This window comes from Variovorax sp. HJSM1_2, from assembly GCF_049316285.1.
In the GTDB taxonomy this organism is placed as follows: Bacteria; Pseudomonadota; Gammaproteobacteria; order Burkholderiales; family Burkholderiaceae_C; genus Rhodoferax_B.
This window is the reverse complement of sequence record NZ_JBMOXA010000024.1, coordinates 20,542-37,741: the sequence shown is the minus strand read 5'-3', so window position 1 is coordinate 37,741 and position 17,200 is coordinate 20,542. Positions and strand designations below refer to the sequence as shown.

13 protein-coding genes are annotated in these 17,200 nt (G+C 62.5%); 6 read left to right on the top strand and 7 right to left on the bottom strand.

Features of this window, described 5'->3' with window-relative positions:
* Nucleotides 1-8: 8 nt before the first annotated feature.
* Nucleotides 9-1,664 carry an FAD-dependent oxidoreductase gene (locus ACFQ95_RS20655; protein ID WP_422834027.1) on the top strand — a complete coding sequence of 552 codons (1,656 nt, stop codon included), beginning with the start codon at nucleotides 9-11 and terminating at the stop codon, nucleotides 1,662-1,664.
* Here ACFQ95_RS20655 and ACFQ95_RS20650 read toward each other — a convergent pair.
* The gene (locus ACFQ95_RS20650; protein WP_422834025.1) at nucleotides 1,661-3,781 is read right to left on the bottom strand and encodes a putative bifunctional diguanylate cyclase/phosphodiesterase; all 2,121 of its coding nucleotides are present in this window, start codon (nucleotides 3,779-3,781) and stop codon (nucleotides 1,661-1,663) included. The two genes, ACFQ95_RS20655 and ACFQ95_RS20650, sit on opposite strands and share 4 nt — an antisense overlap.
* A gap of 228 nt (nucleotides 3,782-4,009) precedes the next feature.
* Between ACFQ95_RS20650 and ACFQ95_RS20645 the strand changes: the two genes are divergently transcribed.
* Nucleotides 4,010-5,389 carry an esterase-like activity of phytase family protein gene (locus ACFQ95_RS20645; RefSeq protein WP_422834023.1) on the top strand — a complete coding sequence of 460 codons (1,380 nt, stop codon included), beginning with the start codon at nucleotides 4,010-4,012 and terminating at the stop codon, nucleotides 5,387-5,389.
* Nucleotides 5,390-5,504: 115 nt separating this feature from the next.
* Entirely contained in the window at nucleotides 5,505-6,182 is a 678-nt protein-coding gene (locus tag ACFQ95_RS20640) for a type 1 glutamine amidotransferase domain-containing protein (RefSeq protein ID WP_422834021.1), read from the top strand.
* 143 nt (nucleotides 6,183-6,325) lie between these two features.
* On the opposite strand, the gene ACFQ95_RS20635 is transcribed toward ACFQ95_RS20640, so the two are convergent.
* From ACFQ95_RS20635 to ACFQ95_RS20615, 5 genes are read right to left on the bottom strand one after another with little or no spacing between them, the layout of a single operon-like run.
* On the bottom strand, nucleotides 6,326-6,904 hold the full coding sequence (locus ACFQ95_RS20635; RefSeq protein WP_422834019.1) for a retron system putative HNH endonuclease: 579 nt from the start codon (nucleotides 6,902-6,904) through the stop codon (nucleotides 6,326-6,328).
* Nucleotides 6,905-6,906: 2 nt separating this feature from the next.
* Entirely contained in the window at nucleotides 6,907-8,334 is a 1,428-nt protein-coding gene (locus ACFQ95_RS20630) for an AAA family ATPase (protein WP_422834018.1), read from the bottom strand.
* Nucleotides 8,335-8,382: 48 nt separating this feature from the next.
* Nucleotides 8,383-9,786: an aminopeptidase P N-terminal domain-containing protein gene (locus ACFQ95_RS20625; RefSeq protein ID WP_422834016.1), complete on the bottom strand. Its 1,404-nt coding sequence runs from the start codon at nucleotides 9,784-9,786 to the stop codon at nucleotides 8,383-8,385.
* A complete protein-coding gene (locus ACFQ95_RS20620) occupies nucleotides 9,783-10,532 on the bottom strand; it encodes a nucleotidyltransferase family protein (protein ID WP_422834014.1) in 750 nt (249 codons plus the stop codon). Before ACFQ95_RS20620 ends, ACFQ95_RS20625 begins: the two co-directional genes overlap by 4 nt.
* On the bottom strand, nucleotides 10,529-10,924 hold the full coding sequence (locus ACFQ95_RS20615; protein ID WP_422834013.1) for an S-adenosylmethionine decarboxylase family protein: 396 nt from the start codon (nucleotides 10,922-10,924) through the stop codon (nucleotides 10,529-10,531). Before ACFQ95_RS20615 ends, ACFQ95_RS20620 begins: the two co-directional genes overlap by 4 nt.
* Nucleotides 10,925-11,038: 114 nt before the next feature.
* On the opposite strand from ACFQ95_RS20615, the gene tkt reads away from it, so the two are divergent.
* Both tkt and gap read left to right on the top strand, forming a co-directional pair.
* Nucleotides 11,039-13,141: a transketolase gene (gene tkt / locus ACFQ95_RS20610; RefSeq protein ID WP_422834011.1), complete on the top strand. Its 2,103-nt coding sequence runs from the start codon at nucleotides 11,039-11,041 to the stop codon at nucleotides 13,139-13,141.
* Nucleotides 13,142-13,218: 77 nt separating this feature from the next.
* The gene (gap, locus tag ACFQ95_RS20605) at nucleotides 13,219-14,214 is read left to right on the top strand and encodes a type I glyceraldehyde-3-phosphate dehydrogenase (RefSeq protein ID WP_422834010.1); all 996 of its coding nucleotides are present in this window, start codon (nucleotides 13,219-13,221) and stop codon (nucleotides 14,212-14,214) included.
* Between the two features lie 60 nt (nucleotides 14,215-14,274).
* Here gap and ACFQ95_RS20600 read toward each other — a convergent pair whose 3' ends face one another.
* Nucleotides 14,275-15,204, bottom strand: coding sequence for a DUF3014 domain-containing protein (locus ACFQ95_RS20600; RefSeq protein WP_422834008.1), 930 nt, complete (start codon nucleotides 15,202-15,204; stop codon nucleotides 14,275-14,277).
* 124 nt (nucleotides 15,205-15,328) lie between these two features.
* On the opposite strand from ACFQ95_RS20600, the gene ACFQ95_RS20595 reads away from it, so the two are divergent.
* Nucleotides 15,329-17,200, top strand: coding sequence for a S8 family serine peptidase (locus ACFQ95_RS20595; RefSeq protein WP_422834006.1), 1,872 nt, complete (start codon nucleotides 15,329-15,331; stop codon nucleotides 17,198-17,200).

The window sequence follows — 17,200 nt, the reverse complement described above, 5'->3', positions numbered from 1 at the left end:
CCTCGCCCGTGCAGCTTCCGGTTCTGCGCCGGCGTGGCTTTCTGGCCAGCGCGTCAGCGGCCACGGCAGGCTTGGCTGGTTGCCAACGCACACCTGACATCGAGGGCGGCTTCATCGGCCAATCGGTGTTGCGCGGCCATGCCTTGCGTGATGCCTTGCGAAACCCGGCCGCAGCCGCGCCTGCAGCCGGTGCCACGCAGCAGCACACACGGGTGTTGATCCTTGGGGCTGGCGTCGCCGGCCTCGCTGCCGCACGCGCTTTGCGGCTGCGAGGCATGGAAGACTTTGCCGTGCTCGATCTTGAAGACCGCCCCGGTGGCAACAGCCGTGGCGGCCAGGTGGCCGGCATCGCCTGTCCGCTGGGGGCGCACTACCTGCCGGTGCCCGGCCCGGCCGCAGCCGAGGTGCAAAACCTGCTTGAAGAACTCGGCCTGCGCCAGCGCGTGGCGGGGCGCTGGGTCTACGACGAGCGCCATCTATGCCACAGCCCGCAAGAACGCTTGTTTTTCCAGGGCGCGTGGCAGGAGGGGCTGCTGCCCTTGCAAGGTGTTGGCGCCGGCACATTGGCCCAGTACGAAAAGTTTGCCGCGCTGGTGGCCGCCGCTGTGCACACGGCGGCTTTTGCCATGCCCATGGAAAATCGGCCGCTCACGCCCGAGCAGCAAGCGCAAGATGCTATTACTTTTGAGGCATGGCTGGACCAGCATCAACTGACGGACGAACATCTGCGCTGGTACCTCGGCTACTGCTGCCGCGACGACTACGGTGCCGGCATCACCAGCGTGTCGGCCTGGGCCGGGCTGCATTACTTTGCCAGCCGCCACGGCTTTCGCGCGCCCTCGGCGGGTGAAGCACCAGGCGATGTGGACAGCAGCGGCGTACTCACCTGGCCCGAAGGCAATGGCTGGCTTGGCCAGCGCCTGGCGGCACCTTTGGGCGCACGCTTGCACAGCGGCCAGGTGGTGACGCGTATCGCCGCCGAAAAGCACCATGTGGAAGTCGATGTGCTGGATGTTGCGGCGCAGCGCATGCAACGCTGGCAGGCCGACCGCTGCATCGTGGCCCTGCCCTTGTTTGTTGCCGCGCGTGTGCTGCAAAACCCGCCACCGGCTTTGGTCGAGGCGGCCAGCCAGCTGCGTTACGCCCCCTGGCTGGTGGCCAATCTGCATATCGGCGCCGCGCTCGACGACCGGCCCGGTGCGGCCCCGAGCTGGGACAACGTGCTCTACCACGGCCAGAGCGAAGCGCAGCCCCAAAGCCAAAATCTGGAAAGCCTGGGCTACGTGGACGCCATGCACCAAAGCCTGCGTAGCACACCTGGCCCCACGGTGCTCACCTGCTACCGCGCCCTGGGCCTGGACCCGAACCGCCGCCGCGCGCTGCTGGAGCAGCCCTGGACCAGCTGGCGCGACAGCATCCTGGCCGAACTGGCTGTGCCGCACCCGGACCTGGCTGCCAAAGCCACACGTTTGGACATCATGCGTTACGGCCACGCCATGGCCACCCCGGTGCCGGGTCTGCGCAGCAGCGCGGCGCTGGCGGCCCTGCGCGCACCGCTGGCCGCGCCGTGGCAGCGGCTGCGGTTTGCACACAGCGACCTGGCGGCTTACTCGGTGTTTGAAGAGGCGTTCACCTCGGGGCACCGCGCCGGCTCGGCAGTTTAAAGATCGAGAAATGTCGAGTTGCCGAACTGCACGTTCGACGGCGGATTCAGATCGCGCGCCCATTGGCCCATGCTTTTGGCGCTCATGGGCTTGGCATACAGGTAGCCCTGCAGTTCGTCGCATTTCAGCGCGGTCAACACATCGCGTTGTGCGGCGGTTTCCACCCCCTCGGCCACCACGCTAAGGTTTAGCGCGTGGGCCAAGCCCACCACCGCCTGCACGATGGCGCGTGCGTCGGCGCTGCTTTCCAGGTCGCGCACAAACGACTGGTCGATCTTCAGCTGGCTCACCTGCAACTGCCGCAGATACGACAGGCTGGAATAGCCGGTGCCGAAGTCGTCGATCGACAGCTTGACGCCGATCTCGCCCAGCCGCTCAAAGGTGCGCAGCGTGCCCGCCTCGTCTTCCATGGCCACCGATTCGGTGATTTCGAAGATCAGTTGTGCCGGGTCCAGTGTGTGGCGCTGCAGTGCTTTCTGCACACGTTGCACCAAGTCATCCTGCCGCAGTTGGTGCACCGACAGATTGATCGCCACGCGGATACGCAAGCCCTCGTCGCGCCATTGGGCGATCTGGCGGCAGGCCTCGTCTATGACCCAGTTGCCCAGCGCGTTGATCAGGCTGAAACGTTCGGCCACGGGGATGAAAACCGCCGGGCCTATCATGCCGCGCACCGGGTGGTTCCAGCGCGCCAGGGCTTCCACACCGGTGATCACCTTGCGTTCGGAGCTGACCTTGGGTTGGTAGTGCAGCTCCAGCTCTTGACGCTCCAGCGCCAGGCGCAAATCGCGTTGCAGCTCTATCTGTTCGCGCACCCCGGCATTCATGTGCAACTCAAAAAACGCATAACTGGTGCCGCCACCGCGCTTGGCGGCGTACATGGCGGCGTCGGCATGCGCCAGCAGTTGTTCGCGTGGTCCGTCGGACGGGAACATGGCGATACCGATGGAGCACGACAGCCGCACCTCGTGGGCGCCGCCCGTCACCGGCAGGGTGATCGCGTCGATTATGCGCTGGGCGATCTGTGCCGCAGCCGTGGTGTCGGGGTTGCCCTCGAGCAGCAGCACGAATTCGTCGCCGCCGACACGCGCCACGGTATCGGTGGTGCGCGCCTGCGCCGCCAGGCGGCGGGCCATTTCACACAGCACCTCGTCGCCGACGCGGTGGCCAAAAGAATCGTTCACCGGCTTGAAGCCGTCCAGGTCGACAAACAACACGGCCAGCCGCGAGCCGTCGCGGGTGCAGCGTTCCACCGCCAGGTTGACGCGGTCGTCAAACAGCAAGCGGTTGGGCAGGCCGGTCAGCGCGTCGCGAAAGGCGAGTTGCTGCAGTTCGGAATTGGCGCTTTGCAGCGATTTGGCCAGCTCGTTGGCGCGTGCCTGCATACGCGCGTCCAGCGCCGAGGTGAACATCGTCAGGCCCAGCAACACCAGCGTGGCCAGCGTTACCAGCACACCCAGGCTGTCGCCGCGCAACTGGTCGGCGCTGAGGCAGACCGCGCCCTGCGCAAAGTTGGCGGCCTCCATGCCAGAGTAATGCATGCCGCAAATGGCCGCGCCCATCACCAGCGCTGCGGCAAACTGGCCCCAGCGTGCGGAGTGGCCATGCAGTTTGCGCAAGCCAAAGAAGATCAACAGCGCCGCGGCCGAGGCCAGCACGGCGATGCCTATGGAGATCAGCACCCAGGTCGCCGACCAGCGTATGCCGGGCGACATGTCCATCGCCAGCATGCCGCTGTAATGCATGATGCAAATGCCCGCCCCCATGGCCAGCGCGCCCACGGCCAGGCGTAGCGGCGTCAAGCGGGCCCGGCTGGCCGTGTGCAAGGCAATCGCCGACACCAGGACCGCCGCCACCCACGACAAGCCTGTGATCACATAACCAAAACCCACCACAAAGGGCAGGGCCACGGCCAGCATGCCTATGAAATGCATGGACCAGATGCCCGTGCCCATGGCCAGCGAACCGGCGATCCACCAGCCGCGGGCCATGGTCTTGTCGGGTGTGCGTACACGTTGCGCCATGTCCAGTGCCACAAACGAGGCAAACGCGGCAATGGCAAAGGAAAGCGCCACAACCCAGGGGTTGTAGTCGGTGGAAATGAATTGGACGGGCATGCGCGCAGACAAAGGCAAACGGGATGGAGCCTGCGCAGGTGGCCTGCGCGTGGTGCCGATTATGGCTGCTGCCACAAAAAGTTGTCTCCGCAACCCCCCCTCGCGTCATGGCGTTGTCACGCAAGGCCGTCACGATGCTGGGCGCCGACTCGCTGTCTCTGCCCAAGATCTTGGCGCAGTCTGACGTAGCGATGCATTCGGTCCATTTCATTTCAGGAAACCCTATCCATGTTTGTGACTTCCCGTCGTTTTGCCACGCCGTTCCGTCTGGCCTTGCTGGCCGGTGCCGTGCTGGCTGTTGGTGTAGCCCAGGCGCAGAGTGCCCAGACCGCATTTCCCGCCACGCTGGCCGGCCATGCCGTGCTGCCTGCGCAGTCTTTTGTGCCCGCCCCCAAGGATGCGCCCGAAGACCTCAAGCACAGCGGCAAGTTCACCAATGGTGCACGCGAAGAAAAGCTGGGCGCGGTGATGGGCCTGTCGGCCGGCCGCCCCACAGGCGTGGGTGTGCCGTTTGACGGCCAGCCGCTGCAAGGCCACTCGGGCATCAAGAAAATGCCCGACGGCAGCTTCTGGATACTGACCGACAACGGTGCCGGCTCCAAGGCCAACTCGCCCGACTTCATGCTCTACCTGAACCACTACAAGGTGGACTTCAAGAGCGGCGCCTTCACGCGCCTGAACACCATCTTCCTGCACGACCCCGACAAGAAAGTGCCGTTCCGTATCGTCCACGAGGGCACAAAAGAGCGCTACCTCACCGGCTCTGATTTCGACACCGAAAGCTTCCAGTTCGCCGACGGCGCGCTGTGGATAGGCGACGAGTTCGGCCCCTTCCTGATCAAGGCCGATTTGAAGGGCCGCGTGCTGGCCGTGTATGAAACCATGGTGGATGGCAAGCTCGTGCGCTCCCCTGACCACCCCGCCGTGACCACGCCCGGCGCACCCGGCGGTGAAGTCAAGTTTGAAGTTAAGCGCTCCAAGGGTTTTGAAGGCATGGCCGCGTCTAAAGACGGCAGCAAGCTCTACGCCTTGCTCGAAGGCCCGGTGTGGAAGGCCGACGCCAAGGACTACGAACGTGTGGACGGCAAGGAAGCCCTGCGTGTGCTCGAGTTTGATGTGAAGGCCGGCAAGTGGAGCGGCCGCTCGTGGATGTACCCGCTGGAAGCCAACGGCAATGCCATCGGCGACTTCAACATGGTGGACGACACCACGGGCCTGATCATCGAGCGCGACAACGGCGAAGGCGTGCCCGAAAAGGCTTGCCCCGCGAACGAAAAACGCACCGACTGCTTCCACGACCTGCCCAAGTTCAAGCGTGTCTACAAGATCGAAATGACGGAAGCCAATGTGGGCGGCCCGGTGCGCAAGATCGGCTACATCGACCTGCTGAACATTGCCGACCCGCAAAAGCTGACGAAGAAGCCATTGACCAACGGTGTGCTGCAGTTCCCGTTCTTCACGATTGAAAACGTCGATGTGGTCGACGCCACACACATCGTCGTGGGCAACGACAACAACCTGCCGTTCTCCAGCAGCCGCGATCCGAACAAAGCGGATGACAACGAACTCATCCTGCTCGAAGTAGGCGATTTCCTCAAAGCCAAGTAAGCCGCGTTAAATCCGCTGCCATCGCGGCTTGGCGGGTTCATACTGTGCGGCCAAGCAGCGTGTATTGCGTCATCCTGGCGCGGTGCACGTTGCTAGTCCATCCAGGAGAGCAGCCATGCACGTGTTGATGATCCTCACCTCCCACGACCAGCTGGGCGACACCGGCAAGAAAACCGGTTTCTGGCTTGAAGAGTTTGCCGCCCCCTACTACGCGTTTCTGGACGCTGGCGCCAAGGTCAGCCTGGCCTCTCCTCTGGGCGGCCAACCGCCGCTAGACCCGAAAAGCGACGAACCCTCCAGCCAAACCCACGACACCGAGCGCTTCCGCAAAGACAGCGCCGCGCAAGCCGCCTTGGCCAGCACGCTGAAGCTGAACACCCTTCAACCAGCGGAATATGACGCCGTGTTCTACGTCGGCGGCCACGGTCCGCTGTGGGACTTGGCCGAAGACCCGGCCTCCATCGCCTTGATCGAAGCCATGTACAGCGCCGGCAAACCCGTCGCCGCCGTCTGCCACGGCCCCGGCGTGTTGCGCCGCCCGCGCCGCCAGGACGGCCAGCCCCTGGTCGCCGGCAAAAACGTCACCGGCTTCACCAACAGCGAAGAAGAGGCCGTGCAACTGACGAAGGTTGTGCCCTTCCTGGTGGAAGACGAACTCAAACGCCTGGGTGGCAACTACAGCAAGGTGGCCGATTGGCAGCCCTATGCGGTGGTCGATGGCAACCTGGTGACCGGGCAGAACCCGGCGAGTTCTGTGGCGGTGGCGAAAGAGGTGTTGAAGCTGTTGGCTTGAGTCGGGCAGCTAAGCCCAACCAGGCTTTGCCACCATCAAGTAAAAAACCACCACCATCGCGGCAAACGTCGGGAAGATCAGCGCGCCGAAGTTGCCATAGCCCCCCAATAACGAGCGTCTTTATATCAGTGCGTCGTTATCGGTCACAGTGCCGTTGCCAAAATGTGGCGGAAAGGGGCAGTGTCTAAAAATAGCTGAATATCGTCAGGTGCCTGCTTCAGCACTTCGATCGTTCGTGCAAACCACCTTTTCCGCTCGTCCACAAGATTTGAGTCAGCGTTCAAGCCAAGCATGTCACGAGTTTGTTTAACTTGGTGAACGCGTTGTCTGGCCAGATTGGCAATAGGTTCAATCGTCCCGTCAGTAAACAGCTCCCATTCATTGTTGCAACCAGGCCCAGGTTCAATCGGCAGCAAGCCACTCTTTTTCTTTTGGCCACAGGTTTTTGGATTGACGCAGCTATGCGCGTAATTTGTGTACGTAAAACACAGATGCGTGTGGGCGTTGGCTCCGCCTTTGGGTTTGATGTGGTCAATCTGCCCACCATTGGCGGGGAGCACCATTTCACAGTACGCACATAGGCCATCTTGATCTTCGTTCAGCGCAGCCTTGATTTCAGGCTTCGATAAGTCATCAAAATCTGCGGGGCCTGCATTAGGGTGGTCAGCGCGAAACTGGGTTAGCACAGCGGGTTCCTGTGCGCGATGTTCAAGCTCAACCATGGTTAAGATTTTTTCTGTTCGCTTTTTCGTTGCGCCAAAAATCGCCAAGTATCTAGATCGCTCTGATGAAATTCATAACCAGCTTCATTTAGTTTTTTGCTAAGTTGAATGGCTTCAGGCGTTTTGTCGTTTCCGCTACGCACCAGTTGTTCATAGCTGCGAATTAGTTCCTGCACTGGTAATTCGGGCTCACGCTGAGTGCCCATGATTTTTGCTAAAGCATCCCCGGATTCGTGGGCCAGTGGGCTGAACTCTGGAATAGTGGCTTCGTAGCCTTTGTCCGTCTCACGGAGTACTCGGATGTTTTCGCGTGCAACAGTGCTCAGCACTTGTGGGCTGTGGGTCGTCACAACGAGCTGCGTCAGCGGAAAAGTGCGCATCAGATCACCCAAGATGCGTTGTTGCCATGTCGGGTGAAGGTGGAGATCAATTTCGTCAACCAACATAATGGCCGGAGCACTCATTGCCGGAGCATCCAGAAGTGCAGTCTCAATCGTCTCGTCGAATCTGGCGTCAAGCGCGCGCAGTTCGTTTATCGCATTAAACAAAGCGTTGTTTGAGTATGTGCTGCCATAGCTGAGATGTGGGTTCCCGATGGAGAGCCGGCGAGAGAAATCCATCGCCAGGGCCAGCATGCTTTGGTAGCCCTGACTAAGTTGGTTGACTAGTAAATGCGCATCGTCCGAAATGCGCCTCAAGACAAACTTATGGTCTTTGTTGAAGTGAGGGTCATGGTAGGAGTTGCCGAGTAGGCTGCTGATCGCAGCGCGTACGGCTGTTAAGGCAGAAAACTCCTCAAAATTCTCGTCTACAACGCCTTTGTTAGATCGAAGTTCTGCTGACTCTTCTTGGTCGAACCATGCGAGCATTTCTCGAAAGTTGCTCAGTGCATCCAACGATCCAACCAATGCTGCAGCAGGGTGTTCATAGTTTTCGCGTGCTGTACGGATGCGTTCAGGGACTTCAATGTAGCCACGGCGAGCGCCGTAATAAGCAATTACAGGCGTGAAGTGAGGTGCGTCCGTTTTGTAGCTGTCCGAAACTTCCTGTAGTCGCTGTTTTAGTTCGGCCGTTCCGATCTTGTGCAGTGGCTCTTTTCCTGAGCTAGAGGGGCGCCAATAGTCCCACTCCAATTTATCGTAGGTCTGTGCTTGCACCTGAGCGAAGTCTGCTGCGATCCATCTCTCATTCCCTCTGACTGTTGTTGCTTCCAGTCGAAAGTCCGAGTCTTTGATGCCGCGACCTGATAGCCGTTGGTTGGTGGATGACAGATTCGAAAGAACTGGGGAGAGCGCTGTAGCAATTCCATCCAGCACAGCTGTTTTACCTGCGCCGTTGTCTCCCACAATGACGGTTAGGCGTGGATGCAGCTCTATCTCCAAATGTTCAAAGCATCGGAAATTTTTGAGCGTTACTTTTTTTAAGCGCATGAAACTACATTCAGTTTTCTAGGACTTTGAACAGGCGTCAACCACCCTTCAATCACGCATCAACGCCTCAATCTCATCCGCCTTCACCGGCACGCCACGCGTAATCAACTCACAACCAGTGGCCGTAACGATCGCGTCATCCTCGATGCGAATGCCGATGTTGTGGAACTGTTCCGGCGCATCCGCGCTGGGGCGCACGTACAGGCCGGGCTCTATGGTCAGCACCATGCCGGGGTGCAGGATGCGGCTGGGGCGGTTGGTGATGGTTTCGCCGCTCAGCGGGTCTTTGCGTTCGCTGGTTTTGCCGACTTCTGTGGGCTCGACGTAGCTGCCGCAGTCGTGCACGTCCATGCCCAGCCAGTGGCCGGTGCGGTGCATGTAGTAGGCGAAGTAGGCGCGGCTGGCGATCACGTCGTCGGCGGTGCCGTGTTTGTTTTTGTCGAGCAGGCCGACGTCGAGCATGCCTTGGGCCAGCACTTTGACCGTGGCGTCGTGTGGGTCGTTGAAGCGCGCACCGGCGCGCGTGGCGGCCACAGCGGCGTCCTGGCTGGCCAGCACCAGGTCGTAGAGCGCGCGTTGCGGGCCGGTGAACTTGCCGTTGGCCGGGAAGGTGCGGGTGATGTCGCTGGCGTAGCCGTCGAGTTCGCAGCCGGCGTCGATCAGCACCAGTTCGCCGTTGCACACGGGGGCGGCGTCGGCGCGGTAGTGCAGCACACAGGCGTTGGCACCGGCGGCGACGATGGAGCCGTAGGCCGGGTATTGCGAGCCGTGGCGGCGGAATTCGTGCAGCAGTTCGGCGTCGAGGTGGTACTCGCGCACATCTTCACCGGCGCGCAGCATGCGGGCCGAGAGTTGCATGGCGCGCACGTGGGCAGCGGCGCTGATCTGCGATGCGCGGCGCATGATGTCTTGCTCGTGCGCGTCTTTGATGAGGCGCATCTCGTCCAGCACACCACACAGGTCGCGCTGGGTTTCGGGGCACAAGGCGCCGTAACGCACGCGGGCACGCACACGGCTCAGCCAGTTGTCTATGCGTGCTTCCAGGCCCTTGTGTGTGGCAAACGGCGTCCACACGGTGTTGCGGTTTTCCAGCATGCGTGGCAGTTGGGTGTCGAGGTCGGCCACCGAGTGCGCGGCTTGCACGGCCAGCGCTGCAGGGGCGGCGTCCGGGCCCAGGCGGTAGCCGTCCCAGATTTCGCGTTCCAGGTCCTTGGGCGCGCAGAACAGCGTGGCCTCGCCCTCGCTGGTCAACACCAACCAGGCGTTGGGCTCAGAAAAGCCGGTCAGGTAGTAGAAATAACTGTCGTGGCGGAACAGGAAGTCGCTGTCGCGGTTGCGCTGCTGCTCGGGCGCAGTGGGGATGATGGCGATGCCGCCAGCGCCGAGTTGGGCGGCGAGTTTGGCGCGGCGGGCGGCGTAGATTGCTGCTGAGTGGTTGGCTGCGGTGTTCATGGTGTTTTCAAGTCCGTGGTGACATTGTTCAGTTGTGCCAAACGCTCAGGTGTACCCACGTCGGTCCAGGCGCCGTGGAACACCTCTGCGGTGATTTTTTGATTGTCCATCGCCGCACGCAACAGGGGTGCCAGCGCGGCCTTCACGCCCTCGGGGTTGCCAGGGGCAATGTCGCACCAGGGCTGGGCGAACAGGTCGCGGTGGTACAGGCCTATGGTGCTGTAGGTGTAGCGTGGGCTGCCGTCTGGCTGGTGACCGGCAATGCCCTGCGCGTCGATGCTGAAGTCGCCCTTGAGGTTGTGCGCCGGGTTGGGCACCAGCCACAGGTGGGCGAGTTTGCCGCTGGCCGCAAAACGCTCCACGGCTTCGGGGGCGAACACAAAGTTGGGTGCGTACACGTCGCCGGCCACCACCCAGAAGATCTCGCCCAACTGAGGCAAGGCGCGCGCGATGCCCCCGGCGGTTTCCAGGGCACCGCCAAAGTCCTGCTGCTCGTCTAAGTATGAAATTGATAGCGGGTGCCGCTCATCCATTGTGCGCTGCGGGCCAAAAAAGCTTGAGATTTGTGTGCCCAGCCAGGCGGTGTTGACCACCACCTGCTGCACACCGCCGCGCGACAAGGCGTCCATGTGCCAGGCCATCAGCGGCTGGCCTTGCACGGCCAGCAGGGGTTTGGGTGTGTTGTCGGTCAGCGGGCGCATACGCTCGCCACGGCCGGCAGCCAGGATCAGGGCTTTGGGGGTCATGAATCAACAGAAGCGGGCTGGCCACGCAGCAGTCGGTGTGACTGCACGTGGCCGGGTTGGAACAGCTCTTGCAAGCCTTGCATCAACGCGTTGGCGCGCGCCGAATGGTCACCACCGAAGTTGCACACGTAGACGTCGAGTGTCACGGCACCCAGCTCGGGCCAGGTGTGGACACACAGGTGTGATTCGGCCAGCAGTATGGTGGCGGTGACGCCTGCGGGACCCGCAGACTCATCGGGCCGGCCAAAGCTGTGGAACAGCTCGCCCACCGCCTGCAGACCCACATCGGCCACGGCGCTGCGGCAGTAGGCGCCGAGGCGGGCCGCGTCGGTGAGCCAGGCCGGGTCGCAGCGGCAATCGGTGAGGTCAGCGGTGAGATGGAGGCCATGCATGAAGCCTCCACTGTAGAGCATGTGAGGGGGGTAAACCGGGCGGGGCGCGGGGCCGGAGGCTGCGCCGCTAAAATGCGGGCTTTCCCGAACCCGTACACACCCGGAGCAGCCCTGATGGCCAATACTCGAATGATGGCGAATGCGATCCGCGCACTCGCAATGGACGCCGTACAACAAGCCAATTCCGGTCACCCCGGCGCCCCCATGGGCATGGCTGAGATGGCCGTCGCCTTGTGGAGCCGTCACCTCAAGCACAACCCTAAGAACCCGCAATGGGCTGACCGCGACCGTTTTGTGCTGTCCAACGGCCACGCGTCGATGCTGATCTACTCGTTGCTGAACCTCACCGGCTACAAGCTGCCCATGGCCGAGTTGAAGAACTTCCGCCAACTGCACAGCAAGACCGCAGGCCACCCCGAATACGGCATCACCCCTGGTGTGGAAACCACCACCGGCCCGCTGGGCCAAGGCATCACCAATGCCGTGGGTTTTGCGCTGGCTGAAAAGCTGCTGGCCAAGGAATTCAACCGTGTGACCACCACGCCAGAAGGCGCTGAAGTGGTGCATGACGTGGTGAACCACCACACCTACGCCTTCCTGGGCGATGGTTGCCTGATGGAAGGCATCAGCCATGAAGCCGCCGCCCTGGCTGGCGCCTGGAAGCTGAACAAGCTGGTTGCGCTGTACGACGACAACGGCATCTCCATCGACGGCCAGGTGGCCCCCTGGTTCATCGACAACACCGCCTTGCGTTTTACCGCCTACGGCTGGCAAGTGCTGGGCCCGATCGACGGCAACGACGTGGAAGCCGTGTCGGCCGCACTGGAACAAGCCAAGGCTTCGAAAGAAAAGCCCACGCTGATCATCTGCAAGACCACCATAGGCCTGGGCTCGCCCAACCGTGCGGGTACGGCCAAGGCGCACGGCGAAGCCCTGGGCGCAGAAGAAATCAAGCTCACGCGTGAAGCGCTGGACTGGCCTTACGCCCCGTTTGAGATTCCTGCGGAAGTGGCTGCCGACTGGAATGGCGTTGCCGCCGGCCAAACCGCCGAAGCCGCCTGGGACGAAAAGTTTGCCGCTTACAAGGCCGCCTACCCCGAGCTGGCCAAGGAACTGCTGCGCCGCATCAAGGGCGATCTGCCGAAGAACTTTGTGCAAACCGCCGTCGACACCGTGGTCGCTGCCCACACCAAGGCCGAAACCGTGGCTTCGCGCAAGGCTTCGCAACTGGCGCTGGAATCGTTCACCGCTGCACTGCCCGAACTGCTGGGCGGCTCGGCCGACCTGACCGGCTCCAACCTCACCAACACCAAGAGCACACCTGCGCTGCGCTTCGACCGCGACGGTGAAGTGGTGCAAACCGAAACCACCGACGGCAAACTGGTCGGTGGCCGCCACATCAACTACGGCGTGCGCGAATTCGGCATGGCCGCCATCATGAACGGCGTGGCGCTGCACGGTGGTTTTATCCCCTACGGCGGCACCTTCCTGACGTTCAGCGACTACAGCCGCAACGCCATCCGTATGGCGGCGCTGATGAAGCTGCGCGTGGTGCACGTGTTCACCCACGACTCCATCGGTCTGGGTGAAGACGGCCCAACCCACCAGTCGATCGAACACGCGGCCAGCCTGCGCCTGATCCCTAACCTGGATGTCTGGCGCCCCGCCGACACGGCCGAAACCGCTGTCGCCTGGACCGTGGCCCTGCAGAACAAGGACAAACCCACCGCGCTGCTGCTCAGCCGCCAGAACATCGCCTACATCGCCAAGGGCGACTCGGCCGTGGCCCCTGACGCTTCGGGCCTGGACGCCATCAACAAGGGCGCCTACGTGCTGGCCGAACCGGCTGACGCCGGCCTGAAGAAGAAGGCCCAGGCGGTGATCATCGCCACGGGTTCCGAGGTGCAACTGGCCATCGCCGCGCAAAAGCTGCTGGCCGAGCGCAAGATCGCCGTGCGTGTGGTCTCCATGCCCAGCACCACCACGTTCGACCGCCAAGCCGTGGCCTACAAGACCAGCGTGCTGCCGGCCGGTGTGCCGCGTGTGGCCGTGGAAATGGGCTCCAGCGACGGCTGGTGGAAGTACGGCTGTGCGGCCGTGGTGGGCCTCGACACCTTTGGTGAGTCGGCGCCCGCGCCGGTGCTGTTCAAGCACTTCGGTTTCACGCCTGAAAACGTGGCCGACACGGTTGAGCAAGCCCTGCGCAATTCGAAGTAATAGCTAAGCATGTAGCGCGTCGTGCTACGCCAGTAGCATGACGCCGCCGGTCGATTTTTAACTTTGGAGTAAAGAAAATGGCGATCAAGATTGGTATCAACGGCTTTGGCCGTATTGGCCGTATGGTGTTCCGCGCAGCAGTGCAGAACTTCAAGGACATCGAGATTGTGGGCATCAACGACCTGCTCGAGCCCGACTACCTGGCCTACATGCTGCAGTACGACTCGGTGCACGGCCGCTTTGAAGGCCAGGTGTCGATCGACAACGGCGCACTGGTGGTCAACGGCAAGAAGATCCGCCTGACGCAAGAGCGTGACCCAGCCAACCTGAAGTGGAACGAAGTCGGCGCCGACGTGGTGGTCGAATCCACCGGCCTGTTCCTGACCAAGGAAACCGCGCAAAAACACATCGACGCAGGCGCCAAGAAGGTTGTGATGTCGGCACCGAGCAAGGACGACACCCCGATGTTCGTCTACGGCGTGAACGACAAGACCTATGCCGGCCAGGCCATCATCTCCAACGCTTCGTGCACCACCAACTGCCTGGCTCCGCTGGCCAAGGTGCTGAACGACAAGTGGGGCATCAAGCGCGGCCTGATGACCACCGTGCACGCTGCCACCGCCACGCAAAAAACCGTGGACGGCCCGAGCAACAAGGACTGGCGCGGCGGCCGCGGCATCCTGGAAAACATCATCCCTTCGAGCACTGGCGCTGCCAAGGCCGTGGGCGTGGTGATTCCCGAGCTGAACAAGAAGCTGACCGGCATGAGCTTCCGCGTGCCGACCAGCGACGTGTCTGTGGTCGACCTGACGGTGGAACTGGTCAACGAAGCCAGCTACAAGGACATCTGCGCCGAGTTCAAGGCACAAAGCGAAGGCGCCTTGAAGGGCGTGCTGGGCTACACCGAAGACAAGGTGGTCGCCACCGACTTCCGCGGTGACGCACGCACCTCCATCTTCGACGCCGACGCCGGCATCGCACTGGACGGCACCTTCGTCAAGCTGGTGAGCTGGTACGACAACGAATGGGGCTACTCGAACAAGACGCTGGAAATGGTCCGCGTCATCGCTTAATTCTTTAGGCGATTAAAAAACGGCTGGCGCCATGCAAGTGGCGGCCAGCCGTTTTGCCGTTCAGGGCTTGGAAGCGGCTGCGGCGGGTTGTACTGCTGTTGTCACGTTCCCCTTCACCAGCAGCGCGCGCAAGCTGGTCAACCGCGCCTTCAACTGCCGCTCGTGTACGTGGCCCATGCGCACCATCATCTTCTGCCCGGCAGACAAGGCCTGGAGTTGCGGATCGACGTACTCGTAGCGCACCCAGGGTTGAATCGAGGGCACGTCGCCTTTCACCTCCACCAGCTTGACCTGGATCGACGCGGTGGGCTCGGGCGCCTGCAGCAGATGGTCGATCACCGCCACCAAGCGGTCGTTGAAATATTTGCCGGGGTAGCCCAATTCTTCGTAGGCTTGCTGGAATAGCGGGTACAGGCCGGCGTACAAGGCCACGGCTTTCTCCAGGTCGACCTGTTCTACAAACGCCACAAATGGCGCGTAGCGGGCGCTGTTGTCGACGGTGATGACCTGGGTTTCTGCCACCGCTTGTGTGCCAAAGCGGCCAGCTGTTTTTTGCACTGGCCACATCAAGGTGGGTGCATGTTCACGTGGCAGGCTGTCTACCGTGGCCACCACGCGGCGCACAAAGCCGTCCAGCACCAGAAACTTGGTCACCGATTTGGCGCCGAGCAAGCTGTTTAACACTTCGGTCAGCTTGGCATCCGACGAGGCCAACGCTGGCAAGCCCGGTTCTGCCGGGGCCAGGGTGTCCACCGGGTGTTGCGGTCCGGAGGCGGCGACTTCGGGCGCGGGGGCCGCGGGTGCCGGCGGCGCAGCGGTTTGTGGCGTCGGTGTTGGTGCGGCCGTTTTGTGGTTGTTTTGCCACCATTGCCAGCCGAATCCCGCCGCGCCAAGCAGCACAAGGGCGACAAGCCATCGCGGCCAGCGTGCGCGTGCTGGTGCAGGGGGTTGAAAGCGGCGGTTGTTGCGATCTGGCACGGGATGAGGCATGGAATCCACCTTTTCTTCTGCTGATGCAAGGGCCATGTTATCGAACGTGGCGGCTCGATCTTGTGGCACGATGTGGTGAGAGGCTGACAGCACAGCCGTGACCAAAGTTCCAGAGAGTTGTTTTATGAACCACCGTTTTGCATTTGTGTTGGGGGCCATGGCCCTGCTGGCGGGATCGGCATTCGCCCAGTCCAACCCAGAAGCGGTGAGTGGACTGATAGTCAAACTCAAACCTACATCTGCCGCGCCGCTATCCGAAACGGCGCAACGTGAAAGCAGCGCCGCTGCACGCGGCCGCCTGATCGACGCCGCGCGTGCGGCCGGCGTGCTGCCGCAAAGCGAACGCAGCGTGGGCAGCCAGGGCCATCACCTGCTGCGCCTGGCCAGTGCCGAATCGGGCAGCCAACTGCAAGCCACATTGGCGCGCCTGCGCCAACAGCCTGATGTTTTGTCGGTCGAGCCCGATGTGCGCATCAAACGCCTGGCAGCGCCCAACGATCCCGGCTACAGCAGCCAATGGAACCTGCAGTCGCCCAGTGTGGCGGCGGCGGGCCTGAACATGCCGCTGGCCTGGGACAGCACCTCCGGCAGCAGTGCCATCACCGTCGCCGTGCTCGACACCGGTGTGCGTTTCAGCCACCCCGACTTGGCGGGGCGTGTATGGCCGGGTTACGACTTCGTCAGCGATGCTGTCTACGCCAACGATGGCAATGGGCGTGACGCCGACGCCAGCGACCCGGGCGACTGGGTCAGCGCGGCGGACCGCACGAACGACCCCGCGCGCTTCAGCACCTGCGATGTGGAAGCCAGCTCCTGGCACGGCACCTTCATCACCGGCCAGATTGCCGCTGTGGCCAACAACAGCCAGGGCATTGCGGGCATCAACTGGGTCGGCCCGGTATTGCCCGTGCGCGTGGCCGGCAAATGTGGCGCGTTGTTGAGTGACCTGCTCGACGGCATGCGCTGGGCGGCGGGCCTGTCGGTGGACGGTGTGCCGGCCAACAGCCATCCGGCGCGGGTGATCAACCTGAGCTTTGGTGGCGACCAGCCTTGCTCGGCGGCCTACCAGGATGTGATCGACGAGATCACCAAGGCGGGGGCGTTGTTGGTGGTGGCGGCCGGCAACGAGTCTTCGGCACCGATGCGGCCGGCCGATTGCCGCGGTGTGCTCGCCGTAGGGGCGGCGCAGGCCGATGGCCGCAAGACCAGTTATTCGAATCTGGGTTCTGCCGTGGCCTTGTTGGCCCCAGGTGGCACGAATAGCCAGCCGCTGTATTCAACCGGCAATCTCGGCGACAAGGCCCCCGGTGCGGACAGCTATACCCAATACCTGGGCACCAGTTTTTCTGCGCCGCAGGCCACAGCTGTGGCCTCGTTGATGCTGGCGGTGAACCCCAACCTCACTCCTGATCAATTGATCCAACGCATGAAACAAAGCACCCGGCCACATGTGAACGTGCCCGGCGCCTTGTCGTGTAGCGCAGCCGGCAGCGTAGCCTGCAATTGCACCACGGCAACCTGCGGCGCCGGACTGCTGGATGCCGCTGCGGCGGTGGCGATAGCGACTAGCGGCCAAGTCACCGAAGCGCTGATCGCAGCTTTGAGCAGTGTGCCCGCGGGCAGCACCGTGCAACTCGATGGCAGCCGCAGCACTGCAGCGGCCAACACCAGTTTGCGCAGCTATCAATGGAGCCAGGTCGCGGGTGCCATCGTCGGCATACAGAACGCGACCGCCGCCGTCGCCACCGTCACGCTGCCTTCCACGGCTGGCAGCTTTAGCTTCAGCCTGACGGTGACCGATTCGGCGGGCCGCACGGCGCAAAGCATGGTGACGGTGGTCTCCACTGCCAGCGATACGCCGGTGAGCACCAGCGGCGGCGGTGGGGGTGGCGGTGCCATGTCTTGGGTATGGGGCCTGGCGCTCTGGGCTTGGGCCGTGGCCGTGTGGCTGGCGCGTCGCCGCTCCACGCGGCACAAATCAAGCCAGCTTGTTTGA